The 24046-nt window shown below is 68.0% G+C and carries 24 protein-coding genes; 14 read left to right on the top strand and 10 right to left on the bottom strand.

Annotation, left to right across the window (positions count from 1 at the left end; translation table 11 throughout):
* Positions 1 to 14: 14 nt before the first annotated feature.
* The 5 genes from OHA70_RS18825 to OHA70_RS18805 are packed head-to-tail and all read right to left on the bottom strand — an operon-like array spanning position 15 to position 5216.
* Entirely contained in the window at positions 15 to 1034 is a 1020-nt protein-coding gene (locus OHA70_RS18825; protein ID WP_328334317.1) for an iron-siderophore ABC transporter substrate-binding protein, read from the bottom strand.
* A gap of 48 nt (positions 1035 to 1082) precedes the next feature.
* Complete coding sequence (locus tag OHA70_RS18820; RefSeq protein WP_328334315.1) at positions 1083 to 1976, bottom strand: carbohydrate ABC transporter permease; 894 nt, start codon at positions 1974 to 1976, stop codon at positions 1083 to 1085.
* The gene (locus OHA70_RS18815) at positions 1973 to 2971 is read right to left on the bottom strand and encodes a carbohydrate ABC transporter permease (RefSeq protein WP_328334313.1); all 999 of its coding nucleotides are present in this window, start codon (positions 2969 to 2971) and stop codon (positions 1973 to 1975) included. The genes OHA70_RS18820 and OHA70_RS18815 overlap by 4 nt, the downstream gene beginning before the upstream one ends.
* Positions 2972 to 2973: 2 nt before the next feature.
* Positions 2974 to 4392: an N-acetylglucosamine/diacetylchitobiose ABC transporter substrate-binding protein gene (gene ngcE, locus OHA70_RS18810; protein WP_328334311.1), complete on the bottom strand. Its 1419-nt coding sequence runs from the start codon at positions 4390 to 4392 to the stop codon at positions 2974 to 2976.
* Between the two features lie 23 nt (positions 4393 to 4415).
* The gene (locus OHA70_RS18805) at positions 4416 to 5216 is read right to left on the bottom strand and encodes an SIS domain-containing protein (RefSeq protein ID WP_328334309.1); all 801 of its coding nucleotides are present in this window, start codon (positions 5214 to 5216) and stop codon (positions 4416 to 4418) included.
* Positions 5217 to 5473: 257 nt separating this feature from the next.
* Here OHA70_RS18805 and OHA70_RS18800 point away from each other — a divergent pair, with 257 nt between their 5' ends.
* On the top strand, positions 5474 to 6463 hold the full coding sequence (locus OHA70_RS18800; RefSeq protein ID WP_328334307.1) for an N-acetylglucosamine kinase: 990 nt from the start codon (positions 5474 to 5476) through the stop codon (positions 6461 to 6463).
* A 54-nt stretch (positions 6464 to 6517) separates the two neighbouring features.
* On the opposite strand, the gene OHA70_RS18795 is transcribed toward OHA70_RS18800, so the two are convergent.
* Entirely contained in the window at positions 6518 to 6895 is a 378-nt protein-coding gene (locus OHA70_RS18795; protein ID WP_328334305.1) for a YciI family protein, read from the bottom strand.
* Positions 6896 to 7037: 142 nt separating this feature from the next.
* Here OHA70_RS18795 and OHA70_RS18790 point away from each other — a divergent pair, with 142 nt between their 5' ends.
* From OHA70_RS18790 to OHA70_RS18775, 4 genes are all read left to right on the top strand, one after another.
* Positions 7038 to 7865 (top strand): alpha/beta fold hydrolase, encoded by an 828-nt coding sequence (locus OHA70_RS18790; protein ID WP_328334303.1) that lies wholly within the window; start codon positions 7038 to 7040, stop codon positions 7863 to 7865.
* Between the two features lie 37 nt (positions 7866 to 7902).
* Positions 7903 to 9207 (top strand): serine/threonine-protein kinase, encoded by a 1305-nt coding sequence (locus tag OHA70_RS18785; RefSeq protein WP_328334301.1) that lies wholly within the window; start codon positions 7903 to 7905, stop codon positions 9205 to 9207.
* A 66-nt stretch (positions 9208 to 9273) separates the two neighbouring features.
* On the top strand, positions 9274 to 9873 hold the full coding sequence (locus tag OHA70_RS18780; RefSeq protein ID WP_328334299.1) for a winged helix-turn-helix domain-containing protein: 600 nt from the start codon (positions 9274 to 9276) through the stop codon (positions 9871 to 9873).
* Positions 9870 to 11126, top strand: a complete 1257-nt coding sequence (locus OHA70_RS18775; protein WP_328334296.1) for an MFS transporter — start codon at positions 9870 to 9872, stop codon at positions 11124 to 11126. The genes OHA70_RS18780 and OHA70_RS18775 overlap by 4 nt, the downstream gene beginning before the upstream one ends.
* Here OHA70_RS18775 and OHA70_RS18770 read toward each other — a convergent pair.
* Complete coding sequence (locus OHA70_RS18770; protein ID WP_328334294.1) at positions 11077 to 12396, bottom strand: hemolysin family protein; 1320 nt, start codon at positions 12394 to 12396, stop codon at positions 11077 to 11079. The two genes, OHA70_RS18775 and OHA70_RS18770, sit on opposite strands and share 50 nt — an antisense overlap.
* Before the next feature lie 134 nt (positions 12397 to 12530).
* On the opposite strand from OHA70_RS18770, the gene galT reads away from it, so the two are divergent.
* Positions 12531 to 13580, top strand: coding sequence for a galactose-1-phosphate uridylyltransferase (gene galT / locus OHA70_RS18765; protein ID WP_328334292.1), 1050 nt, complete (start codon positions 12531 to 12533; stop codon positions 13578 to 13580).
* Positions 13577 to 14707 carry a galactokinase gene (galK, locus tag OHA70_RS18760; RefSeq protein ID WP_328334290.1) on the top strand — a complete coding sequence of 377 codons (1131 nt, stop codon included), beginning with the start codon at positions 13577 to 13579 and terminating at the stop codon, positions 14705 to 14707. The genes galT and galK overlap by 4 nt, the downstream gene beginning before the upstream one ends.
* Before the next feature lie 113 nt (positions 14708 to 14820).
* Here galK and OHA70_RS18755 read toward each other — a convergent pair whose 3' ends face one another.
* Complete coding sequence (locus tag OHA70_RS18755; protein ID WP_328334288.1) at positions 14821 to 15636, bottom strand: DeoR/GlpR family DNA-binding transcription regulator; 816 nt, start codon at positions 15634 to 15636, stop codon at positions 14821 to 14823.
* A gap of 110 nt (positions 15637 to 15746) precedes the next feature.
* Here OHA70_RS18755 and OHA70_RS18750 point away from each other — a divergent pair, with 110 nt between their 5' ends.
* Together OHA70_RS18750 and OHA70_RS18745 are read left to right on the top strand one after the other, a co-directional pair.
* Positions 15747 to 16889 carry a GNAT family N-acetyltransferase gene (locus OHA70_RS18750; RefSeq protein WP_328334286.1) on the top strand — a complete coding sequence of 381 codons (1143 nt, stop codon included), beginning with the start codon at positions 15747 to 15749 and terminating at the stop codon, positions 16887 to 16889.
* 84 nt (positions 16890 to 16973) lie between these two features.
* Positions 16974 to 17633 (top strand): GNAT family N-acetyltransferase, encoded by a 660-nt coding sequence (locus OHA70_RS18745; RefSeq protein WP_328334284.1) that lies wholly within the window; start codon positions 16974 to 16976, stop codon positions 17631 to 17633.
* Here OHA70_RS18745 and OHA70_RS18740 read toward each other — a convergent pair.
* Positions 17617 to 18525 (bottom strand): NAD-dependent epimerase/dehydratase family protein, encoded by a 909-nt coding sequence (locus OHA70_RS18740; RefSeq protein ID WP_328334282.1) that lies wholly within the window; start codon positions 18523 to 18525, stop codon positions 17617 to 17619. The genes OHA70_RS18745 and OHA70_RS18740 overlap by 17 nt on opposite strands.
* Before the next feature lie 152 nt (positions 18526 to 18677).
* On the opposite strand from OHA70_RS18740, the gene OHA70_RS18735 reads away from it, so the two are divergent.
* The 5 genes from OHA70_RS18735 to OHA70_RS18715 all read left to right on the top strand — a co-directional run bounded on the left by OHA70_RS18735 (position 18678) and on the right by OHA70_RS18715 (position 22810).
* Positions 18678 to 19535 (top strand): CAP domain-containing protein, encoded by an 858-nt coding sequence (locus OHA70_RS18735; RefSeq protein WP_328334280.1) that lies wholly within the window; start codon positions 18678 to 18680, stop codon positions 19533 to 19535.
* A gap of 172 nt (positions 19536 to 19707) precedes the next feature.
* A complete protein-coding gene (locus OHA70_RS18730; protein ID WP_328334278.1) occupies positions 19708 to 20706 on the top strand; it encodes a CAP domain-containing protein in 999 nt (332 codons plus the stop codon).
* Between the two features lie 199 nt (positions 20707 to 20905).
* Positions 20906 to 21811 (top strand): hypothetical protein, encoded by a 906-nt coding sequence (locus OHA70_RS18725; protein ID WP_328334276.1) that lies wholly within the window; start codon positions 20906 to 20908, stop codon positions 21809 to 21811.
* Between the two features lie 140 nt (positions 21812 to 21951).
* Entirely contained in the window at positions 21952 to 22212 is a 261-nt protein-coding gene (locus tag OHA70_RS18720; RefSeq protein ID WP_328334274.1) for a hypothetical protein, read from the top strand.
* A 136-nt stretch (positions 22213 to 22348) separates the two neighbouring features.
* Entirely contained in the window at positions 22349 to 22810 is a 462-nt protein-coding gene (locus tag OHA70_RS18715) for a lamin tail domain-containing protein (protein ID WP_328334272.1), read from the top strand.
* Here OHA70_RS18715 and OHA70_RS18710 read toward each other — a convergent pair.
* Positions 22807 to 24045 (bottom strand): MFS transporter, encoded by a 1239-nt coding sequence (locus tag OHA70_RS18710; RefSeq protein WP_328334270.1) that lies wholly within the window; start codon positions 24043 to 24045, stop codon positions 22807 to 22809. The two genes, OHA70_RS18715 and OHA70_RS18710, sit on opposite strands and share 4 nt — an antisense overlap.
* Position 24046: the final 1 nt, after the last annotated feature.

Here is a 24046-nt window from a genome sequence, read left to right as displayed (position 1 = left end):
TCATAACCTCGAAATTATGTGGTCGCCGGGTCGCCGTCGACCGCCTTGGCGAGCTTGGGCACCAGTTGGTCCAGTACGGTCGGCAGGCTGAGCACCGAGACGAAGCTGGTGGCGCCGTAGAGGTCGTTGCCGTAGTCCTCTTCGATGTAGACCCCGCGGCCCTGCTTGGCCACATTGAGGGCCTTGTAGACCGGGTCTGCGAGCAGTTTGGCGGTACCACCCTTGGACGGGAACCAGACGATCGCCTGCTGGTCCAGCAGAGCGGCCTTCTCGGTACTGATGTTGGCGCCGAACTTGCCACCGAGCAGCTTGTCGAGATCGGCCGGGAGGGTGAAGCCGAGATCGGTCAGCAGCCGCGAGCGCGGGTCCTGGCTGCCGTAGACGAAGTACCCGTCGTACGGCGAAGCCATGATCGCGGTCTTGCCCTTGAACTCGGGGTGCTCGGCGCGAACCTTCGCGAACTGCCCCTCGACCCCCTTGATCAGCTCGTCGGCCTCCGTAGCCTTGCCGACCGCCTGCCCGACCGTCCTGGTGATGTCCTGCCACCCGACCCCGTAGTCCGGCGCCCCGGACAGCTGGGCGACCGTCGGCGCGAGCGCACTGAGCTTCTTGTAATCGTCCGCGGTGATCCCCGAGTACAACCCGACGATCAGATCCGGCTGCAACGCCGCGACCTTCTCGAACTGAATCCCGTCCTTGTCACTCAACACCTGCGGCACAGCCCCATCACCGAGCTTCGCCTGGGCCCAAGGAAACAAGGCTCCTGGCTTGTCCCCGAACCACTCGGTCGTAGCCACCGGCGTCACCCCCAACGCCAGCAACGCATCCTGCTCCACCAGCCCGACCACGACTACACGCTGAGGCGCCGCCTTGATCTCAGCCGTCCCGAACTTGTTCTTGATAGACACCGGAAACGCACCACCGGCCGCTTGCGGCTGATCGGTCGTCCCCTTGTCCTCACCCCCACCACAAGCGGTGAGTGCGAACAACGGCAGAGCGACCAGCAGCGCGAGCGGCCGGAGGATGGAACGCATAGGGGAACCTCACAGTCGATATTAGGTTCCCCTAACCTAACTTATGCCCTACTTCACGCCTCCGGCGGTGACGGAGACCTGGAGTTGGCGCTGGAAGATGATGTAGACGACCAGGACCGGGGCGACGGTGATGACCACGGCCGCGAACAGGGCGCCGAAGTCGACTGCGTAGCCGGCTTGGGAGGCGAAGGAGGCCATGCCCTGGGAGAGGACGTAGTTCTTCGAGTCGGTGTTCAGGGCTACTGGGAGGAGGAACTGGTTCCAGAGGCCCAGGAAGTTGAAGATGGCGACCGAGGCCATGCCGGGGCGGGCCATCGGCAGCATCACCGAGAAGAACGTGCGCCATTCGCCGGCGCCGTCGATCTGCGCCGCCTCGTAGATCTCGCCCGGCAGCGCCTTGAAGAAGCTGTGCAGGAAGAACACGGTGAACGGCAGCGCGAACGCCACGTACGTGATGATCAACCCTGGCAGGGTGTTCAGCAGTGACAGGTTCTTCAGCACGAAGAACAGCGGCACGATCGCCAGGAAGACCGGGAACGTCAGGCCGGCCAGCATCGAGTAGTAGATCAGCCGGTTGCCGCGGAACGAGAACCTGGCCAGCACGTACGCGCACATGGCCCCGAGGATCATCACCAGGACCAGCGCGGACGTCACCACGATCACGGTGTTGGTGAAGTACCGGCCGATACCGGCGGTCGTCCACGCGGTCTCGTAGTTGCTGAAGCGCAGCTTGCCCGGCAGTGCCAGCGGGTTGCCCAGCACCTCCTGCGTCGACTTGAACGAGGACAGCACGGTCCACACCAGCGGCAGGATCACCAGCAGCGACCACAGGATCAGCGCGATGTGGGCGGTCGTCGCCACGCCTCTGCCCTCGCGGCCCCGCTTCCGGGGCGCGCGGGACCCGGCGACGACGTCGACCCGGTCGGCGGCGGTGGTAGTCATCGGCGTCCCTTCGCTATCCGGTTGCTTCCGCCGGTCAGGGTGTTCACTGTGAAGACCAGCAGCGCGAACAGCATCGTCACCACGGCCAGGATCACGCCCATCGCTGTCGAGTACCCGAACTGCCCCTTGGCGAAGGCCGTGGTGAACAGTTGCTGCGGCATCACGAGGGTCGAGTTCTGCGGGCCACCGCCGGGGTTCAGCGCCTGCATGTAGACGAAGGCGTCGAGGGCGGCGATCCCGAGATAGATGTAGGCCGTCTGCACGTTGTCACGGATCAGCGGCACGGTCAGGAAGATCGCGGTCCGGAACCGGCCGGCGCCGTCGATCCGGGCCGCCTCGAACACCTCGGGGTCGATGCCCCGGATGGCGGCGATGAACAGCACCATGTAGAAGCCGACGAAGCCCCAGACCATCACGAACATCGAGACCGGCATCGCGGTCCGGGCGTCACCCAGCCACGCGTAGTCGTCGAAGCCGTGCAGCCCGACCTTCGACAGCAGCGCGTCCAGCACGCCCGAGGTCGGCGTGAACACCTGCGCCCAGATCAGGCCGATCACGATCGCGGGGATCACGTACGGGAAGAACGAGACGATCCGGTAGAGGCTGGAGTTCTTCAGCCCGCGCACGGTCCCGGTGCCCGATCCGCCGATCGTCACCAGCGTGGCCAGGGTCAGCGCCAGCACGATCGTCACGATCGGCACGACGATCGCCAGCTCGACGTTGTTGCGGACCGCCTTCAGGAAGATGTCGTCGTGGAACAGCTTGACGTAGTTGTCGAAGCCGACGAAGTTCATCTTCGAGCTGAAGCCGGACCAGTCGGTCAGCGAGTACCACAGCGCCTGCACGAACGGCGAGACCACGAAGACCACGAAGACCGCCAGCGGCAGGCCGAGGAACACGACCATGAAGCTGACCCGGTCGAAGGTCAGCGGGCGGCGGCGCCGCCGGGCGGCGGGCCGCTGGGGCCCGCCGTCCGGCACAACATTTGGCGTCACGGTCACTTCGTGACCGGGATCTTCTTGACGGAACTGTCGTTCCTCACCTTGTCGGTGATCTGCTGGAGGCCCTTGGTCAGGCCGGCCGCGTCGGTCGCGCCGGACAGGAACGAGTTCCAGACCACGAGCTGGTCGGTGTTCATGCCGTACAGACCGAAGACCTGGTAGTCGAAGATGTTGGTGCCGGCGGCATCCAGCATCGCGGTCTGCGACTGCAGTGCGGTCGAACCGAAGCCGTCGGCGGGAACCAGGCCCTTGACGATGGTCGGCGCGAGCCGGGTCTTGGCGAAGTTGGTCGCCGCCTCCTTGGACAGCATCGCCCGCAGGAGCTCCTTGCCACCGGCAACGTTCTTGCCCTTGGCCGGCACGATGAACGGCTCGCCGGCCGCGCTGCGCAGCGACTCGTACGGCAGCTTCGGGCTCTCGGTGAGCGTCGGCTCCGGGACGCCCTTCATGTTGAAGCCGGCCTTGGTGGCCTTCTTCATCTCGTTCTCGATCCACGAGCCCGAGGGGTACAGGATGGCCTGCTGGTCGTTGCTCCACTTCGCCTGCGCGGCGGTGAACTGGGTACCGGCGCCACCGGGCACGAAGTACCCGTTCTTGACCATCGTCTCCATGGCCTTGAAGATGCCCTGGAACTGCGGCATCGACCAGCAGTTCTCCTTCAGGTTCTCCAGCGCCAGCCGGACCTCGTCGCCACCCTCCTTGATGGCGCCGTCGACGGCCATCGTGTGGTAGTAGGTGGCGGCTTCCTTGCCCCAGACGAACAGGTGCTTGCCCTTGGCCTTGGCCTTGGCGCCGAGCTCGAGCAGACCGTCGTAGGTCTTCGGCGGCTCCCAGCCGTTCTCCTTGAACAGGCTCTCGGAGTACCACAGGCCGTACAGGGTGAGCACGTAGTTCATCGCGACGAACTTGCCGTCGAAGGTGCCCGGGTTCTTCGCGTTCGGGTACAGCGTGTCGGCGATCTTGGTGCCCTCGTAGTTGTTCGCCTCGAAGACGTCGTCCAGCGTCGCCAGCTGGTCCAGGATCGTGTTGAAGCCGATCTGGTTCGCGCCGGAGTTGTCGATCAGGTCCGGCGGGTTGCCACCGACGAAGCGCGGCTGCAGCTGCTGCGCGATCTGGGTGGACGGCGCGACCTTGAACGTCGAGCCCGCGAACTTCTTCTGCGCGATGTCGGCCGCGAACGTCACGTAGTCGAAGCCGTACCCGCCGTTGAAGATCACCGCGTCGACAGTGGCCTTGTCGGCCAGACCGAACGGGTTGTCCGCGGTCTTGTCAGCGCCGCCACCGCTTGAACCGCTGTCGTCGCTGCCGCTGCCGGCGCAGGCTGCCAGGAGCGTGCTGCCGCCGGTGGCCAGCAGGGTGCCGACCGCCGCGCGCTGCAGGAACAGCCGCCGCGACAGGTTGTTGGGAGTGGTCATTGGTCCCGCCTTCCGAGAGTGTTTCAAGCAGTACGACGGATCCGGCCGGCGTACTGTGCTTCAAGGGCGTGGTTGTGGTCGTCGCCGCCCGGGATGTTCGCGGACAGGTAGACCGGTGGCTTCTCGCCGGCCTCGGTCAGCCGGCGCAGAACCTCTGCGACCAGCATCTGCGCAATCAGCGCTGCTGTGATGGAGGACACGGCGCAGACCTTGCCCCCATCGGGCAGATCGAGCACCGAGTCGCCGTACGGGGCGTGGTTGTCAAGCACCACGTCGGCGAAGTCGATCAACTTCTTGCCCGACGGGTGCCGCGAGTCGACCCCGCTGGTGTGCTGCAGCGAGGTGATCGCGATCAGGGGGTGGCCCTGCTCCTTCACCACTGAGGCGAGCTCGACGATCGAGCCGTTCACGCCGGAGTTGGAGGCGATCACGAAAACATCGCCCGATTGTGCCGCGGACAGCTCGTAGAGCTTGCGGGAGTACTGCGGGTCGCGCTCGAGCTCGGCGCTGCGGAGCAGCTCCGGCGGTTCGCCGCCGAGCAGGACCAGGTCGCGCAGCGCGATCCGGTTGGTCGCGATCAGGCCGCCGGCGCGGCCGGCGATCTCCATCGCGAGCGCCTCGGAGTGCCCCGAGCCGAAGGCCTGGATGACACCGTTGGCGCGCAGTGAAGTGGTGAACAGTTCGGCCGCCTGCTGGATCGGACCGTCGATCTGCTCGGTCACGGCGGCCATGATCGGAGTGAGCGCGTGAACAAAGGCCTGCGCGCTCAGACCCTCTTGATCCCCTCCTGCGGCATGCCTGCTGCCGTCTGCCGTGCTGGCCATCAGCGGCCCCACCCCTCGACTAAATTGATCGCCGCGACACACCTGATGCCGACAAGTGCGCAAGTTTGCGGTTTGCTGGACAGAACTTTTCTCACCTGACAGCTAAAGTCAAGGCTCATCTCACTCTTCCTCCCAGATCGGGACCGTTGCGTGACCTTGTCTGTTGTTGTTCACGACTAGACTCTTTCGAGCAGTTTGGAGCATTGCTTATGTCGGTCGAACGCCCACTCGCGCAACCAAAGGAATCAGTGGTCTTGATGCCAGCATCCACACTGGTCCTGGGCGGCGACCTCGGCGGCACCTCCACCCGGATCGTGATCGCGGACCATGAGGGCAACGTAATAGGCCGCGGGGCCGCGGCCGGCGGAAACCCGACCAGCCACCCGGCGACCGCCGCGGCCAACTTCGGCCAGGCGGTTCACGCGGCCCTGGAGGGCATCGATCCGGCCGCCGTCCAGGCCGCCGTGATCGGTACCGCCGGCGGCTCGGCGCTCGGCCGGCCGGACGTGAAGGCCCAGTTCGACGCGGCCTGGGCCGGCGCCGGACTGACCAGCGAACCGCGCTTCATCGGCGATCTCGAGGTCGCCTTCGCCTCCGGTACGCCGGAGCCGGACGGCACCGTGCTGATCGCGGGCACCGGCAGCAACACCGGACTGGTCCGCGCCCACGAGCTGGTCCGCACCGCGGGCGGCCACGGCTGGCTGCTCGGCGACGACGGCTCGGGCTTCTGGCTCGGCCGGGAGGCAATGCGCAGCGTGCTGCGCGCGATCGATCTGGGCGAGCCGCTCGGCGTGCTCGGCGAGGCGGTGGTCGAGGCCGTGCTGCCGGACCGTGATCCGACCACCAGCGCGGAGCGTGAGGGCTACGATCTGCTCCGTGACGACCTGATTCGCACGGTGAACGCCCGTCCACCGGTGCTGCTGGCCGAGCTGGCCCGCCCGGTGGTGTCGGCGTACGAGCAGAACGACAAGACGGCCCACGCCTTGGTGAAACGCGCAGCAGAACTGCTCATAGAAACGGTCAGCCGGCTGTGGACAACGTCGGACAACGGCCCGTTGGTGCTGGCCGGCAGTGTCGCCGGTGAATCGTCGCCGGTCGGCCGGTTGCTGCGGCAAAGCATTCACGAGCACTTCGACGGCGAGGTGCTGACCGCGCACGACGGCGTCGGCGGCGCGACCTGGCTCGCGCTCGGCGTCCTCGACCCGGCCCTGGCGACCAACGACAACCACGCCCGGCTCGTCAGTTAATAGGCGTCCCTGTACTACGGCCCGGTGGCTCTCCGTCACCGGGCCGTAGTGCGTTTACATGGAGATCGGGCGGAGCTCGATCGCGAACTGCTGCGCCTCCGGGATCCGGGCCGCGACGTCCTCGGCGCGCTCAGGCGTGGCGACGTCGATGATGAAGACGCCGGCGAGTTGCTCCTTCGCCTCGGAGTACGGGCCGTCCGTGGTGGCGCGGACGCCCTCGCGGACCCGGACCACCTTGGTCTCATGCGGTGCGGCCAGTGGTGAGGCCGTGATCAGCTCGCCGCGCTCGCGCAACTCGTCGAGCAGCTGGTCGAGCTGTGCGGCCAGCGCGTCGCGGGCCTTCTTGGGCAGTTTCTTGCCTTCCTCGGTGTGCAGGAAGGACGGATGTCCCCAGGTCACCGGGTTGCTGTGGATGAGCAACATGTACTTCATGGCTGTGTTCCCTTCCGTCGAGTGGATCCTCGCAGCACAGGTCGGAGGCTGACCCGGGTTCTCGACATTTCGGGAATGTCGAGTGAATCGGGGCCGGTACGACGTACCGGCTGACACAGCGGATCGACCCTAAGGTGAAGCCATGAACGAGACCGACCTCCAGCTCAGCGACGGCCGGACCCTGCACGTCTACGACACCGGCCGGGGCGACCTGCCGGTCTTCTGGCATCACGGCACGCCCAACCTCGGTGCGCCGCCGGAGCCGTTGTTCGCGGCCTCGGAGCGGCTTGGGGTGCGGTGGATCTCGTTCGACCGGCCCGGGTACGGCGGCTCTACTCCTGCGCCCGGCCGGACGATGGCGTCCGTTGCTGGCGATGTGGAGCAGGTCGCCGATGCGCTGGGGATCGACCGGTTCGCGGTCGTCGGGTACTCCGGGGGCGGGTCCTACGCGTTGGGTACTGCGGCAGTACTGGGTGAGCGGGTGCGGGGCGCGGTCACACTCGCCGCCATCGCGCCGTACGGCGTGGACGGGCTGGACTGGTTCGACGGGATGGTGCCGTCGGGGGTTGCGTCGTTGACGGCGGCGCTCGGCGGGCGCGCGAAGAAGGAGGCCTGGGAGGCTTCTGGTGTCGAGTACGACCCCGGCTTCACGCCTACGGACCACGCGATGTTCGAGGGTCCGTGGGGCTGGCTGGGCAAAGTCGCCAGCGGCGGGCTCGATGCCGGACCGTACGGACTGATCGACGACGACGTCTCCTATGTGACCCCGTGGGGCTGCGACCCGACCGCGATCGTGGCGCCGACGCTGCTCCTCCACGGCGACCGGGACGGCATCATTCCCAGCTCGCACGGCCGCTGGCTCGCCGCCCACTGCCCGACCGCCGAGCTCCGCAGCCTCCCCGCCGACAGCCACTTCACCATCGTCGAGCACGCCGAGTCCGGACTCGATTGGCTACATAACCTGTCGTAATCGCTTTGCAACCGGTCTGGATGGGTACGAGGCCCGGATGACGTCACCTGGAAAGCTCGGCGAGCTGGTAGCCGGGCGCTATCGGCTCGGAGATCCGGTGGGTCGCGGCGGGATGGGTGCCGTCTACCGCGCCAAGGACGAACTGCTGGGCCGCGACGTCGCCATCAAGCTGTTGCTCCCGACGAGGGAGGGGCCTGAAGCTCAGGCACGGTTCCGGCGCGAGGCCCGGGCCGCGGCGATGATCTGCGATCCCTACGTGGTCGCCACCTACGACTTCGGGCCGCACCAGGACGGCTTCTTCCTCGCGATGGAACTGGTCGAGGGACACACGCTCAGCGTGGAGCTGAACTGGCGGGGTCCGCTCGAGCCGGAGTGGGCCGTGGAGATCGTGCGGCAGGCGGCGGCCGGGCTCGGGGCCATTCACCAGCACGGTCTGGTACATCGCGACATCAAGCCGGGCAACCTGCTGGTCACCGACGACGGAGTGGTCAAGGTCGCCGACTTCGGCATCGTCCGGATCCTCGGCGACACGACCACGACCCTGACCGCCACCGGGCAGGTCGTCGGGACCAGCCACTACCTCGCACCCGAGCGAGCGATCGGGAAGCCGGCCGGCGCTCCTTCGGACGTGTACGCGCTCGGCTGCGTGCTCTACCAGTTGCTGACCGGCCATCCGCCCTTCCAGGCGGAGGATGCCGCGTCGATCATGTACCAGCACGTCCAGACCACGGCGACCCCGCCGAGCGAGCTACGCCCGCAGTGCGCGGGTGAGACCGAGGCGCTGCTGTTCTGGATGATGAACAAGGATCCCGCCCAGCGCCCGACTGCCGCGCAGGTCGCCGCGGGCGTACCGGCTCCAGCTCTCGCCCTGACCTCCGTGGATCCGGTACTTCCGGTACGCCGCCGGCCGTCCCGCAGTCTGCTCGTCGCGGCCGGAGCCGTGCTGGCGGTCGCGGCCGCCTCGACTGTCGGCATCCTGATCGATACGAACTCGAAGCCGCCGGCCACTGATGAGCACCAGCCCTCGGTACCGGCCGCAGGCCTGCCCACTCCCGGCAGCTCAACCTCGGGCGCGACGATCTACCGGGCCTCGACGCGCCCCCCGGCCGGGGCTCCGAAGACGACCGGCCAAGTAGGCGGACCAGCCCTGACGGCCACGACCTCGGTCGATGCCACCGCCGTCGTCTCCTCGGCGTCACCACCGCTGCAGTCACCATCACTGCAGTCGCCGCCGCCGTCGATACCGCCGCCGTCGGCAGAACCGACGAAGACCAAGAAGCCGCATCCGACCAAGCCGACGCGGACCCCCAAACCGCAGCACACCGGCAAGCCGACCGGCTGAGCTCTCCGCACGGCCTATTCCAAGCAAGGGCTTGACATCGGGTTCCGGTCGGCGCATATTCCAAGCATGTCTTTGGAATCTTCGGAGGATCCTCGCCGGCGGCGGTTGCTGGACGACCCGCTGGCGATCAGGGCGATGGCTCACCCGGTACGGCTCGACCTGCTGTCGCTGCTGGGACGGGAAGGGCCGCTGACTGCTGCCGATGCGGCCCGGCGGCTGGGGATCAGCCAGGCGTTGGCTTCGCATCACCTGCGGCAGCTGGCGAAGTACGACTTCGTGGAGCCGGCGCAGGGTAAGGACAACCGCGAGCGGCCGTGGCGGGCGGTCTCGACGTCGCAGACGTGGACCGACACCGAGCTTTCGCCGGAGGCGGCCGCGGCGGCCGAAGTACTGGAGCAGTTGATGGCCGAGCGCGCGCTGGACGAGCTCGCGATCTGGCAGAAGCGGCGAGCGGCCGAGGAACCGGCCTGGCGCCAGAACGCGGGCATCGGGCGGACCGGGATCTACCTCACCCGCGACGAGTTCGTGGAGCTCGAGGAGCAGATGCAGGCACTGCTCATGCGCTACGTGGACGAGCGCCCGATCGACGACAAGTCCACCCGGCCGCCGGGAAGCCGGCTGGTCGAGATCACCCGCATCGTCGTGGTGCATCCGGAGGATCAATGAAGAATCTCTGGGAGGTACTCGCGCAAAGGCGCGACTATCGGCTGGTACTCAGCGCCGGGCTGGTGTCGCTGACCGGCGACTGGATCCTGCGGATCGGGCTCGCGTTCCATGTCTATGCGTTGACGGGCTCGACCCTGGCGTCCGGTGGACTGCTGCTGGCGTCGTTCCTGCCCCTGGTGGTGCTGGGCTCGGTGGCCGGCGTCTTCGTCGACCGGTGGGACCGGCGACGGACGATGATCATCACGAATCTCCTGCATGCGTTGGTGCTGCTGCCGCTACTGCTGGTCCGGGACGACAGCACGCTCTGGGTGATCTATCTGGTCATCCTCGCGCAGAGTTGCCTCCAGCAATTTTTCCGGCCGGCCGAGCAGTCGCTGATCCCGGCTCTGGTCGAGGTGCCGCAACTGGTGACCGCCAACTCGTTGAACAGCCAGGCCAACGACATCTCGCGGCTGGTCGGCGCCGGGGTCGGCGGTGTGTTCGCGGCCACCGGTGGGATTCCACTGCTGGCCTTGGTCGATGCGGCGACCTACCTGATCGCGATGGCATCGCTGATCGGCGTACGGCATCGCCCGGAGCGGGTGAAGGTCGAGCCGGTCGGCGGGTTGCGGGCCGCAGTCCGAGGAGTGAAGGACGAGTGGGTCGAGGGGATCCAGGTCTGTCTGAGCGGGCCGGCGCTGCGGCTGGTGTTCGTGTTCGGGCTGGTGACCGGCGTCGGCGAAGGCGTGATGAGCACCTTGTTCGCGCCGTTCGTCTCGGCCGAGCTGGGCGGCGACGGTACGGCGTACGGGCTGATCACCTCGTCGCAGGCGGTCGGCGGGATCGCGGGTGGGCTGATCGCCGCGGCTGTCGGCTCCCGTTTCTCCGCGGCGAAACTGTGGGGGTTCGGGGCGGTCGCCTTCGGGCTGATCGACCTGGTGATGTTCCTGTATCCCTTGTTCTGGGACGGTTTGGCGCCTGCCTTCGTCTGCATGATCGTCGTCGGGGTGCCCGGCGCCTTCGTGGTCGCCGGGTCGATGACGGTGATCCAGCGGCTCACCGACGATGCGTCGCGCGGTCGCGTCTTCGGTGCTCTCTTCGCGGTCGAAGGCCTCGCCGTACTGGTCGGGATCGCGGCCGCCGGTGCCCTCGGCGACACGGTCGGCATCATCCCGGTCCTGGTCTTCCAAGGCCTCGGCTTCTTCGTCGGCGGCCTGGTGGTACTCAGTCGACTGGCGTTGCTGACTCCGGCGCGAGCTGATCTGCGGGTGTGACGCGATGGACGCGGACCCGGGCCACCCGGCGGCCGTCCATCTCCTTGACGGTGAGTTTGTAGCCGTCGACGGCGCCCTCGTCACCGACCGCCGGGACCCGGCCGAGCTGGGCGGCGACGAAACCGGCCACGGTCTCGTACGGGCCGTCCGGCAGCTCGACGCCGGTCTCGTCGGCGAAGTCGTCCAGGTTGAGCAGGCCGTCCACCTCGACGTCGCCACTGCGCAACCGGGTGGTCTCCGGCGACTCCTCGTCGTACTCGTCCTTGATGTCGCCGATCAGCTCCTCGACCAGGTCCTCGAGCGTGACGATGCCGGCGGTACCGCCGTACTCGTCGAGCACGATCGCCAGGTGCGTGCTGCGCCGGCGCATCTCGGTCAGGGTCGGCAGCAGCTTGGCGGTGTCGGGCAGCATCAGTACTTCGCGCGCGAGATCGCCGACCCGCACCGAGCGGGTCGCGACCGCGGGATCGAACAGGTCGCGGACGTGCACGAAGCCGACGATGTCGTCGGCCGAGCCGTTCATCACGGGGTAGCGCGAGTGCGGCCGTTCCGCGGCGAACTTCACCGCCTTGTACGCCGGCATCTCCGCGTCGACGAAGTCCACCTCGGTCCGGGGCAGCATCAGCTCGCGCAACTGCCGGCCACCGGCCTCGAACACGTCGTCGACGATCCGCCGTTCCTCTTCGCCCAGCGACTCATGCGCGGAGACGATCTCGCGCAGCTCCTCGTCGCTCATCACCTCGCGGTTCGCGTTCGGGTCACCGCCGAGCGCCCGGACCACCAGATCGGTCGACTTGGACAGCAGCCAGATCACCGGCCGGGCGCCGGACGCGATCCGGTCGACCAGCGGCGCCAGGCCGAGCGCGAAGGTCTCGGCCCGCTGCAGCGCGAGTCGTTTGGCCGCCAGCTCGCCGAGCACGATAGACACGTACGAGATGGCGACGGTGATCAGGATCAGGGCGACGGTGTTCGCGACCGACTCCGGCAGACCGAGCTTCTGCAGGCGCGGCGACAGCCCGTCGGCCAGCGTCGCGCCACCGAAGGCGGCCGACAGGAAGCCCATCAGGGTGACGCCGATCTGGACGGCGGACAGGAAGCGGTTCGGGTTCGCGGCGACGCGGGCCACCGTCTCACCGCGCTTGCCGCGCTGGGAGATCGACTTGAGCTGGCTGTCCCGCAGGGAGACCAGCGCCATCTCGGCGGCGGCGAAGACACCGCCGATGAGCACGAAGACGAAGATCAGGACGATGTTGAGCAGGGTCTCGTTCATGAGCTGGGAGTTCCTAGCGCCCTCTCCGGATAGTCAGGAGAGGACGCGATGGTAGGGCGACGTCCATCGATCAAGAGTAGCGGTGGCGGGTCTCACGATGCATGTTCGAATTTGTTGGTTTACGATGGTTCACTATGAACACCACCCCTCGCGGTGCCCGCCGGACCGACACCACTCTGTCCGACGGCAGGCAACTGATCTACTACGACCCGGCCGACGCACCCGTGCGGGTCCCGCTCGAGGACAGCCGCGGCCTGCCCGCGCCGAAGCCGCTGGCCGAGTTCCGGATCGATCCGCTGACCGGTGACACCATCACCTTCGCTACGCACCGCAACACCCGGACGTACCTGCCGCCGGCCGACCAGTGCCCGCTGGACGCCAGCCGGCCGGGCAACGCGACCGAGATCCCGGACCACGACTACAACGTCGCCGTCTTCGAGAACCGGTTCCCGTCGTTCTCCGGACCCGGCCGGTGCGAGGTGGTCTGCTTCACCAGCGACCACAACAAGTCCTTCACCGAGCTGTCCCAGGGGCAGGCCCGGCTGGTCGTCGAGGCCTGGGCCGACCGGACGGCGGAGCTGAGCGCGCGCCCCGACGTCGAGTACGTCTTCCCGTTCGAGAACCGCGGCCGGGAGATCGGCGTGACGCTGAGCCACCCGCACGGCCAGATCTACGCCTACCCGTTCCTGCCGCCGCGGATCAAGACGCTGATGGCGCGTGCCCGCGAGCACCAGGAAGTTGCCGGGAGCAACCTCTTCGCCGACATCCTGGCCGCCGAGCGCAAGGACGGCCGCCGGATCGTCGCGGAGAACGGGAACTGGACGGCCTTCGTCCCCCAGGCGGCCCGCTGGCCGGTCGAAGTACACCTGTATCCGCATCGCCAGGTCGCCGACATCTCCGACTTGACCACGGAGGAGCGGGACGACTTCACCATGCTGTACCTCGACGTACTTGGCCGCTTCGACGGCCAGTACGACGACGACCTGCCCTACATCGCGGCCTGGCACCCGGCGCCGGTACGAGTCGACCGCGAGCTCGGCTACCTGCACCTGGAGCTGTTGTCGATCCGGCGGGCCCAGGACAAGATCAAGTACCTCGCGGGGTCGGAGTCGGGGATGGGCGCGTTCATCTCGGACACGCTGCCCGAGGACGTCGCCGAGACGCTGCGGAAGGTGGGCTCGTGAGCAGGTTCGTGGAGGTCTTCGGGGTCGAGGCCGAGGGTGTCTGGCGGGCGCCCGGGCGGGTCAACCTGATCGGTGAGCACACCGACTACAACGACGGCCTGGTACTGCCGATCGCACTGCCGAACCAGATCACCATCACCGCCTCGGCCCGTACCGACGGTGTGATCGCGGTGGCGTCGTCCGGGCAACAGAACGTGGTCGAGTTCTCGCTGGACTCGCTGGCTCCTGGCTCGGTGAAGGATTGGGCGGCTTATCCGGCGGGGGCGGCTTGGGTGCTGCTGCAGGACAAGTACGAGATCGGTGGCGCCAATCTGCTGGTCGAGTCGGACCTGCCGACGGGCGCCGGGCTGTCATCGTCGGCCGCCTTGCTGTGCGCGACGGCCGTTGCGCTGTTGGGATTGCGGTCGATTGAGGTGGATCCGGCGGAGGTGGCGCGGCTGGCTCAGCGCGCCGAGAACCAGTACGTCGGTGCACCGGTCGGCCTGATGGACCAGATGGCCTCGATGTGCTGCACGGCCGGCCACGCCCTGTACTTCGACATCCGAGCGATGTCGACGGCGCAGATCCCCTTCGACCCGCCCGCGGACGGTCTGGCCCTGCTGGTCGTCGATGTGAAGGCCCCGCATCGCCATGTCGACGGCGAGTACGCGGCCCGCCGCAAGTCCTGCGAACAGGCCGCGGCGGAACTCGGCGTACCGGCCCTCCGCTCGATCGCCTTCGAAGACCTGGATGACGCGCTGTCCCGGCTGTCCGACGACGTCACCCGCCGCCGGGTCCGCCACGTCGTCACCGAGATCCGCCGAGTCGAAGACGCGGTCGCCCTCATGCACGCGGGTCGCCTCCGTGACGTCGGGCCGCTCTTCACCGCCTCGCACGCCTCGTTGCGCGACGACTTCGAGATCACCGTCCCCGAACTCGACGTCGCAGTGGACACCGCTCTGGCGGCCGGTGCCCTCGGCGCCCGCATGACCGGCGGCGGCTTCGGCGGCTGCATCATCGCCCTGGTCGAGGCGTCGGCAACCACCGAGATCCTTGCTGCTATCGACAAGGCCTTCGCGGAGCACGGCTTCACCAAGCCGAGCGCCTTGGACGCCACTCCCTCCACCGGAGCCTCCCGCATCTCGTGAGGTAGGGCCGGACCGCCACCACTCACAAACCTCAACTGATCGCCTGGGGCCAAGCGTGCGCAGGCGTGCTCCCGGGTGGAGCGGCAGGTTTGTGAGTGGTGGCGGTCCGGTCCCTAGCTGGCTATCAGCAGCTCGCAGCCGGTCTCGCGCATGGACTTTCTGGCCGAGGGGGCAAGGCCTGAGTCGGTGACCACCAGGTCGAGGTCGGACCAGGTGGCGAAGGTGCTCAGGCCTACCGTGCCCCACTTCGTGTGGTCGGCGACGAGGACCACCTCGCGGCTGGCGGCGATGAAGGAGCGGTTGGTTTCGGCTTCCATCAGGTTGGGGGTGCTGAGGCCGTGTTCCGCGTCGACGCCGTGGGCGCCCAGGAACAGGACGTCCAGGTGGAGGGATTGGAGGGCGGCTGTCGCGATGGGACCGACCAGGGCGTCCGACGGGGTGCGGATGCCGCCGATCAGGACGACGGTACGGTCCGAGCGGCCGTTGCCGTGGAAGACGTCGGCGATCCGGGCCGAGTTGGTGACCACGGTGAGGTTCTCGACCCGGAGCAACTGACGGGCCAGCGCGTACGTCGTCGTCCCGGCGCCGATGCCGATCGCGCTGTCGGGCTGGACCCGGGCGGCGGCCTCGATCGCGATCGCCTGCTTGGCGGCGGACTCCTGGGTGAGCTTGGCGTCGAAGCCCGGCTCGTGCGCGCTGCGCAGGCCGACCGAGGTCGCGCCGCCGTGCACCTTGTGCAGCAGGCCGCTGGAATCGAGGGCGTCCAAGTCGCGCCGGATCGTCATGTCGGACACGCCGAAGCGGTCGACCAGCTCGGCGACCGTGATCGCGCCGCGGCTGTTGACCTCGGCAACGATCGTGGCCTGCCGCTGGGCGGCGAGCTGACCGCCCCGGCCGCGGGACGGTTCGGTGGGTCCGGAGACGTTCACACCTGACACCCTAAGGTCTGCCCTGCCCGATCGCAGTCGGATTGTGTTGATTTGTGTCGCGCTCAGTGAAATGGCGTTGCCGCCGGGCGGACGGCTTGTCAGGCTGAGCTATGCGATTCCCCGAGGACGTCCCCACCCTGGCCGACGACGTCGTGACGCTGCGTGCGCACACGGTGGCGGACGTCCAGCCGGCGTACGAGACCTGCCAGGACCCGGACATGCAGCGCTGGACGACGATCCCGGTGCCGTACGAGTTGCAGAACGCCGAGCACTTCCTGACCGAGTTCGTCCCGGCGGGCTGGCGCGAGGGCACCAGCTGGGCCTGGGCGATCGAGTACGACGGGCGCTACGCGGGCACCATCGATCTGCGTCCGGAGCAGGGCAACGTCGGCGAGGTCGGGTTCGCGGTGGCACCGTGGGCCCGGGGCAACGGTGTGATGACGCGGGCGTTGAGCCTGGTGGTGAAGTACGCGTTCGAGCAGGGCTGGGACCGGGTGACCTGGCGTGCGTACGTCGGCAACTGGGGGTCACGGCGGGTCGCGTGGAAGGCCGGCTTCCGGAATCTGGTGACGATTCCAGCCGGCGGGGTGCAGCGCGGGGTCCGGCAGGACGAGTGGGTCGCGTCGATCGGCCGGGATGACGTGCCGGAGCCGCAGGGCAACTGGTGGCGGGTGCCGGTGATCGATGTGGATGGGGTGCGGCTGCGGGCGCTTCGTAGTACCGATGCCAAGCGCGTCATGGAGGCGTGCGACGACCCGCGGACCCAGGAGTGGCTGGCCGGCCTGCCGACGCCTTACCTGCTGGAGGATGCCGAGGGGTTCATCGAGAGCCGGCAGGAGAACTACGCGAGCGGCGAGGGCGTCACCTGGGCGATCACCGACCCGGACACGGATGAATTGCTCGGCAATGTGAGCGTATTCGACCTGAAGAACCGGATGGACAAGACGATGGGCGAGGTCGGCTACTGGGCGCACCCGGACGCACGCGGGCGGGGCGTGATGAGCGCCGCGGTGCGGGGTGCGATCGGCCACGCCTTCACCCCGGTCGAGGACGGCGGGCTCGGGCGGCGCCGGCTGGTGCTTTTCGCTGCCGAGGGCAACACTGCCTCACAGCGCGTTGCCGAGGTCAACGGGTTCACCCGGACCGGGCGCGAGCGGGCCGCCGACCCGGACCGCGACGGCGGCTTCCGCGACCTGCACAGCTTCGATCTCTTGATCACTGATCAGGTGCTGAAAAGTCGTTCGCCGAGGTAACGAATCCGCCTCTCGGCGACCAGTTGGTGACTGACGACACATCTTCCTCTCGCCGTGAGACGTTCTGACTGCTTGAATCGACTAGTGAGAGATCGTGAGGAACTCGTCCGCCGCTGGCAGGCCGGGTGGTCTGTATCGCGGGGCTGGACCACAGTGGAGGATGACAACGACGGGATCCTGACCGTCCGCGCGGGTGAGGAGAACCGCGCGATGGAGTACGTCGTCCTGGACGCCGACGACAAACCCGAGCGGGTCGAGCGCGCCGCCGAGCTGGCCAAAGCCGCGGGCAGCGGCCGGGGCGCCGGCTGGGTCACGCTCGCGACCGACGACCGGGAGGCGCGGATCGAGCAGCTCGAGGACCTCGGGCTGGAGGTGCAACCCGATCAGGACTGGCTGATGACGATCCAGCTGTCCGAGCAGCCGGCGCTCAAGCTGAACGAGCGCTACACGCTGCGCACAGAGCTCGAGGACGACCTGATCATCACCCGCGCGACGCTGCACGGCGGCGTCGTGTCGAGCGGCCGGATGGCGGTGGTCGGCCAGGATGCCGTCGCCGACCGGATCGAGACCGACCCGGCCCACCGTCGCCGCGGCCTGGGCAGTGCCGTGATGGCGTCACTCGTGGAGACCGCCGCGGGCCAGGGCGCCAAACGCGGCATCCTGATCGCCTCCATCGACGGTCTCCGCCTCTACCGCAGCCTCGGCTGGAAGGTCATCGCCGACATCGTCATCGCCCGCTCCTGACCGTCGCCTCCAGCGCCGCCGCGGTGGTGCTGGGGGTGAGGTCGAAGGTCTGCTGCGCGTCCGCCGAGTCGAGGACGAACGGTGCGCGGAACTGGTACTGGAGCTCGCGGATCTCGCGAGCCTGCTTGTTGAACAGCCCGCCCAGCCACAGCACGGCCCCCGGCATCGCGGACAACCGCGGTGCCGGCGCTCCGGCGATGGCGGCTGCCTGGGCTGCGAGGTCGCGGATCGAGGTCGGCGGCGGAGTCGGTACGTGCCAGACCCTGCCCAGGGCGCCGTCGTCCGAGGAGGCGATCGCGACAAGGGTGCGGGCAACATCGTCCACGGCGGTCCAGCTGTGCAAGGCGTCGAGATCAGCCGGTACTGCGGTACGCCGCCCCGCCAGCACGCCAGGCAGCACCCCGATCGTGAAGAACGAGGCGGCTCCCGCACCGAGATAGTCCGAGCCGCGCACCTCCGCAGTACGAATCCGCCCCGCATCATGCGCCGCCAACGCATCAGCCCAAACCCTGGCCCTGACCTGCCCTTTCACCGAGTTGGGCCGATCCGGGTCGCCGTCCTTCATCACACCGGCCGGTTGCCCATAGCCATAGAGGTTCCCGGTGGTGAGCAACACCGCCCCCGTCGCCCCGGCCGTTTTGACCAGCGAGGCACCCAGCGGCGGCCAATCGGGCACCCACCGCTCGTACGCCGGTCCGCCGCAGCTGAAGACCGTCTCGGCCCCGTCAGCGAGCTTGGTCAGTACTGCGGGGTCGGTCGCGTCGGCCTTGACCTTCTCCACCCCGTCCGGCCCGGTGCCGCTCCGGGTGACGAGCCGGACCTGCTCCCCGCGCTCGACGAGCAGGCGCGCTACCGCAGTACCGACCGGACCTGAACCCACGACGACTCGCATGGCTCGGAGACTACGGTCCGTCGTAAAAGGTTCGTCAAAGCGAGCGCTGTCGGGCGTTCGGGGGTCGTCGTGTTACATCAAGATCCGATAACGTCCGTGCCGCACGGCCTGGGGAACGACGGGGATCGACGACGAGAGGCTTGCTGGCTGCGATGAACGAAGTACCGAACGATCCCTTCTACGAGCAGACCCCCGAACCGCCCCGATCGCACGGCCGCCGCAAGCAGCGGACCGGTGTCGCGGGGCCGATTCTGGGAGCGTTCGCAGTGCTGGCCCTGCTGGCCGGCGCCGGCTGGTACGTGAGCCGCGACACCACGCAGGCGACCAGCCAGGACCAGCCGCTGACCGTCAAGAGCAGTACCGACGACCCGATGGTCACGCCGACCGATGACGCGAGCAGCCCGGTGGCCACGCCGACCAGGACTCCGTCGGCGACACCGTCCAAGACGCCGTCGAAGACCCCGAGCGCGACCCCGACACCGACCCGGTCGACGAGCGCGCCGAGCCGGCAGGGCACCCGCTCGCCCAAGCCGACCAAGCCGACGCCGCGGCCGACCCACACCGCGACGCCGAAGCCGTCGACCAAGCCGCCGACCACCAAGCCGCCGGCGCCGAGTGGTGGCGCCGAGGCGCAGGTGCTGCAGCTCACGAACAACGAGCGCGCCAAGAACGGCTGCGGTCCGCTGAAGATGAACAGCGCGCTGACCAAGGCCGCCGATCTGCACGCGACCGACATGGTCGTGCACCACTTCTTCGACCACAACAGCCAGGACGGCCGGTCGCCGTTCGACCGGATGAAGGCGGCCGGCTTCAAGGGCGGCGCGATGGCCGAGAACATTGCCGTCGGCTACAAAAACGCGGCCGCCGTGGTGGACGGCTGGATGCACAGCGAGGGCCACCGCAAGAACATCCTGAACTGCGACTACACGATGATCGGCATCGGCTACGACAGCGGCCAGGTCAAGCCCGACTGGGGCAACGGAAGTTGGGTCCAGGACTTCGGCGGCTGACCCGGAACGCTCCGAATCTAAGGGGTTCGTTAAGACGAAACGCCGAGCCGTAACAGTGACCTTGCGTGTCCGTTAAGGTCACTGTTCGGTAACCAGGGGGGCCTGGCAACGAACACCACGGGGAACGACGAACTTCCGGTAGTACGACGAACTGAAGAGGACTCGCCCACCCATGACGGACTCGCCTACCCCTGGGCGGCACCGCAGCAGAAAAAAGGCACGGCGACGCAGAGGCCTGATCGGCCCGATCGTCAGTGCCCTGTCCGTGCTCCTCGCCATCGGCCCCGTGATCTGGGTGATGTCGGCGCACAATGGCTCAGCTGTTGCCGACGACGATGCCACCAAGGTCCTCAACGTCTCCGAGGACAACTCAGGCCCCGCGGCTGTCGAGGGTGAGAGCGCCGGAGCCGGCAAGCCGAAGGTCACCGTGACCAAGACGCTGCCGAACGGCAAGACAGTGATCTCGACCGGTACGCCGGCCCTCGGGTCGGCCGAGTCGACCATGAGCACCAGTACTTCGGCAACGCCCGGTGCCCCGACCACCGTCCTCACCACCGTCCTCACCACCGGCCCGACCGGTGGCGTGGAGACGGTCACCGTCACGCCGACCGGCCCGGCCGTCACCAAGGACGCTCAAGGCAAGCCGTCGCAGAAGCCGAAGCCGACGCGGCCGACCAAGACGGCGACCCAGCCGACGAAGACGCCGACCAAGACGGTCACCACCACCGAGCCGACTCCGGACAACCCGCCGCCCCCGCCGGGTGGCGGCGGCACCAGCTCGATCGAGCGCGACGTGCTCGACCTCACCAACCAGGCTCGACGCAGCCAGGGATGCCGTCCGTTGCAGCTGAGCGACTCTCTGGTCGAGGCAGCTGGTTCGCACGCGTCCGACATGGTCCGCCGGCACTACATGGACCACACCAACCCCGACGGCCAGGACCCGGGCGACCGGATGGCCAAGGCGGGGTACCACGGCTCGGGCTGGGGCGAGAACATCGCGGCCGGCTACAGCAGTGCGCAGAAGGTCTTCAACGCCTGGATGAACAGCGACGGTCACCGGGCCAACATCCTGAACTGCAAGTTCACCTTGATCGGCATCGGGTACGACCCGGGCCAGGTCAAGTCCGACTGGGGACCGGGCAGCTGGGTGCAGGACTTCGGTCGTAACTGACCGGTTGCACTCAGCATTGTCCGCCGGGCACCGTGTTCGCCGCACTCACTGTGGCGAACCGACAACGGATGCCCGGTTGTCCGCCGATCAGCGCGGGTAGATCCGTCCTTGCTATGCCATCGGGCGCCCCTCACGGCGCCACGGTGAGACGAATGAGGCACGTCTTGGGGGCGCGACCGTGAAGGGAACAAGCACTTAAATGTCACAGCGATCAGCTGCCGCGCGGCGGCGACGGAGCAAGCCGGCAACGGCTCGGCCGGAGTCCCGCATCAAGCGGATCACGGTAGCGATGGGCACCGTCATCCTGGTGATCACGCCGATCTCCTGGATCCTGCTCCACCAGCCACAGTCCAACGAGGCCGACGCCTCCGTCCCTTACGTCAGCAGGGACGACGACACCTATCTCAAGGCCTCGACCAAGCCGGTCGTGGCGAGGCCGTCGGCGACGACACCGGGCACACCATCCGGTACGCCGACAGCCGGTACGCCGTCACCGAGCGACACCCCGTCGACCCCGGGCCAGAAGCCCACCGACAGGCCGAGCACGACACCGACGGACGGTCCCACCGACGGATCGACGGATGGGCCGACCGATGGCCCGACCACCGGTACCACCGATGGGCCGACCGACGACCCGACGACGAAGGCGCCGGACAACCCGAACACGACACCGACGCACTCGCCGAGCAGCACCCCGTCGAGTACGCCGAGCACCACCACCCCGCCGCCTCCCGCTGATGGCGGCAGCATGTCGGCCGAAGAGCAAGAGCTGTTCGCGCTGGTCGACAACCAGCGGGTCGAGAGCGGCTGCTCGCCGTTGCGCCGCAACAGCAACCTCACCGGCGGCGCGCGGGCGGAAGCAGCGGACCGTGCCCGGACCGGTCAGATGGCATCGGGCGGTTCGTCCGGCGCTTCCACCGGTGGCAAGGACATGAGCGCCAAGGCTGCATTCGACCGGCTGATGAGCTCCAGCTCCAGGACAGTACTCAACTGCGGGCTGGACGAACTCGGGGTAGGGCAGGGCGATGCGGAGTACTGCACGACGCAGGTATTGGTCTGTCTGAACACCGCGACCCGGTACGCCTGGGTTGTCGACTTTCAGTAACTGCGGAACTACCCAGGACGGCGGCTCGCGGACTGCGGGCCGCCGTTTGTGGTCTCTGGGTGGGACGATGGGGCGAGGTGCTTGAGTCGGCCTCCAGCGCGGGGTTAGCTTGAGCCTCCACCGATCCTGCGGGAGGCCGGATGTACGGCGAGCGCGATGATCTCGATCCGGCCCGGCCCGCGTTGTACGGCATCCCGCCCGACGCGATCGAGGACGAGCGCCCGGACCGCCGGCCCGAGGACGCCAAGCGGATCGGCCTGAGCCGGCACACCGAGGAAGGCGCCGTCGTCCACTTCGTCGCCAACCTCGACCGGGCCAAACCCGGCCACAAGATGATGGCCTGGATCCTCCTGGTCACCTTCGCCACGCCCGCGCTCTACACCCTCTTCCTGTTGCTCTAGCCGATTGTCACTCTGAGTGGCCTCACCCCTTGACGGACACGGAGGGTGACCACTAGGTTCGTCGCGCCGGGGGGAACCGGCAGTCAGCAGTTCATCGGGCCGGGGGGGAAATCGGCCCACAGCCGGAGGGAAATCCGTGTTCGTACGTCGCTTCAGCCTGCCCATCGCCGCCGCCGTCATCACCGCCGTGGTCGGCCTCGCCGTACCGCTGCCCGCGATGGCGGCGAGTTCGGTGGTCCTGACCGGGATCCAGTACGACCCGGCCGGTAAGGACACCCGGACCAACGCTCATCTCAACCTGGAGTACTTCAGCATCCGCAACGTCAGCACGCGGGCGATCAACCTGAGCGGGTACCGGGTGAAGGACGTCGCCAACCACACCTACGTCTTCCCGCGCGGCTATGTCCTCAAGGGCCGGACGACGGCCGTCGTCCACACCGGCAAGAACCGCAACACCGCGGTCCAGCTGTACTGGAACCAGGGCAACTACATCTGGAACAACACCGGCGATACCGCCCGATTCCAGACCCCGGCCGGCAAGACCTTCGACACCTGCACCTACAAGGCGGTCACAGGCCGCGCCCGCGTCGCCTGCTAGCTCGTCCGATCCTGCTCGTCGGGCATCGTGAGGTGCCCGCGGGCAGCGGCGGTCGCCACCCAGGGGACGGCGGACAAGGTACCGATTGCCAGCACAACCAACCCCGGCCGCAGCCCGAGTACGGCGCCGAGCAGGCCTCCGAACAGCCCGCCCAGCGGACCGGCACCCCACTCGACCAGGCGAATCACGGAGCCGGCCCGGCCGAGCAGTTCGGGATCGACTGATCGTTGCAACATGGTCGATCTGACGATGATCAGGAAGACCACCCCGAGGCCGAGCAGGAACTGCCCGAGACCGATGGTCGCGATCACCAGCAGGTCCGGGCCGCCAGCCAGCGGGATCAGCAGGTTTCCACTGAGCAGGATCGCCGCTACGACCGAGGTCCAGGCCGTTCCGTACCGTCGGCTCACCGGCGTCGTGATCACGCCTGCGAGCAGCGGGCCGAGCGATCCCAGTACTGCGATGGCGCCGATCGCCGCGGGAGACAGTCCCAGCTCGCGTACGGCGTACAGGATGTAGAGGGCGATCACACCCCACTGGAAGAAGTCGAAACTTCCCTTGCCTGCCGTGATGGCGACGATCCCTGGTTGGCCGCGGAACGCCGCGAAGCCCGCGCGCACAGATGGCAGGAACCGCGTCTTCTCGGCCGTTGGCTCGGGGTCGGGACCTCGTCCGCTGGCTTGGAGGAGTGCGGCGACGAGGAAGGACGCACTGTCGACGGCGATCGCGACGGGAGCTGTCAGCAGCTGCACCAGCAGGCCGCCGAGGCCTGGGCCGGCTACTGCGGTGACCGAGTCGGTCAGTGCGATGCTGCTGTTCGCGGCGGTCAGCTGGCGGCGGTCGGGGACCAGTGCTGGGATGTAGGCGGTGTGGGCGAGACCGTAGGCCAATGCGAGGGCGCCGACCGCGAAGGTCACCAGGTAGAGCTGCGCCATCGTGAGCACGTCGAAGGCGGCGGCTACGGGCACGGTGCCGATCAGCACGCCCTGGCCGATGTTGCACCAGAACAGCAAGCGTCCGCGGCGGATCCGGTCCACGATCACCCCGAGGAACAAGGCAAGCACCAAGCTGGGCAGGGCTTCCAGGGCGGTCAGGACACCCATGGCGGTCGGCCCGGCCGACAGGGTCAGCACCGCGATCAACGGAATCGCGAGTTCGCTGACCTGCGTACCGGCGTTGGACAACAGTTGCGCGACCCAGAAGAACGCGAACGGCCGGTTGCGCCGCAGCGACACC

The sequence above is a fragment of the Kribbella sp. NBC_00382 genome (assembly GCF_036067295.1).
GTDB lineage: Bacteria > Actinomycetota > Actinomycetes > Propionibacteriales > Kribbellaceae > Kribbella.
This window is presented reverse-complemented; position numbering and strand designations above follow the sequence as displayed.

Bases quoted from the DNA above. Each gene is read 5' to 3' on its own strand.
- OHA70_RS18800 (WP_328334307.1), top strand. From the start codon at position 5,474: ATGCCAGCATCCACACTGGTCCTGGGCGGCGACCTCGGCGGCACCTCC.
- OHA70_RS18775 (WP_328334296.1), top strand. From the start codon at position 9,870: ATGAAGAATCTCTGGGAGGTACTCGCGCAAAGGCGCGACTATCGGCTG.
- OHA70_RS18735 (WP_328334280.1), top strand. From the start codon at position 18,678: ATGAACGAAGTACCGAACGATCCCTTCTACGAGCAGACCCCCGAACCG.
- OHA70_RS18740 (WP_328334282.1), bottom strand. From the start codon at position 18,525: ATGCGAGTCGTCGTGGGTTCAGGTCCGGTCGGTACTGCGGTAGCGCGC.
- OHA70_RS18750 (WP_328334286.1), top strand. From the start codon at position 15,747: ATGCGATTCCCCGAGGACGTCCCCACCCTGGCCGACGACGTCGTGACG.
- OHA70_RS18790 (WP_328334303.1), top strand. From the start codon at position 7,038: ATGAACGAGACCGACCTCCAGCTCAGCGACGGCCGGACCCTGCACGTC.
- OHA70_RS18725 (WP_328334276.1), top strand. From the start codon at position 20,906: ATGTCACAGCGATCAGCTGCCGCGCGGCGGCGACGGAGCAAGCCGGCA.
- OHA70_RS18770 (WP_328334294.1), bottom strand. From the start codon at position 12,396: ATGAACGAGACCCTGCTCAACATCGTCCTGATCTTCGTCTTCGTGCTC.
- OHA70_RS18785 (WP_328334301.1), top strand. From the start codon at position 7,903: ATGACGTCACCTGGAAAGCTCGGCGAGCTGGTAGCCGGGCGCTATCGG.
- OHA70_RS18820 (WP_328334315.1), bottom strand. From the start codon at position 1,976: ATGACTACCACCGCCGCCGACCGGGTCGACGTCGTCGCCGGGTCCCGC.
- OHA70_RS18730 (WP_328334278.1), top strand. From the start codon at position 19,708: ATGACGGACTCGCCTACCCCTGGGCGGCACCGCAGCAGAAAAAAGGCA.
- ngcE (WP_328334311.1), bottom strand. From the start codon at position 4,392: ATGACCACTCCCAACAACCTGTCGCGGCGGCTGTTCCTGCAGCGCGCG.
- OHA70_RS18825 (WP_328334317.1), bottom strand. From the start codon at position 1,034: ATGCGTTCCATCCTCCGGCCGCTCGCGCTGCTGGTCGCTCTGCCGTTG.
- OHA70_RS18795 (WP_328334305.1), bottom strand. From the start codon at position 6,895: ATGAAGTACATGTTGCTCATCCACAGCAACCCGGTGACCTGGGGACAT.
- OHA70_RS18720 (WP_328334274.1), top strand. From the start codon at position 21,952: ATGTACGGCGAGCGCGATGATCTCGATCCGGCCCGGCCCGCGTTGTAC.
- OHA70_RS18780 (WP_328334299.1), top strand. From the start codon at position 9,274: ATGTCTTTGGAATCTTCGGAGGATCCTCGCCGGCGGCGGTTGCTGGAC.
- OHA70_RS18805 (WP_328334309.1), bottom strand. From the start codon at position 5,216: ATGGCCAGCACGGCAGACGGCAGCAGGCATGCCGCAGGAGGGGATCAA.
- galT (WP_328334292.1), top strand. From the start codon at position 12,531: ATGAACACCACCCCTCGCGGTGCCCGCCGGACCGACACCACTCTGTCC.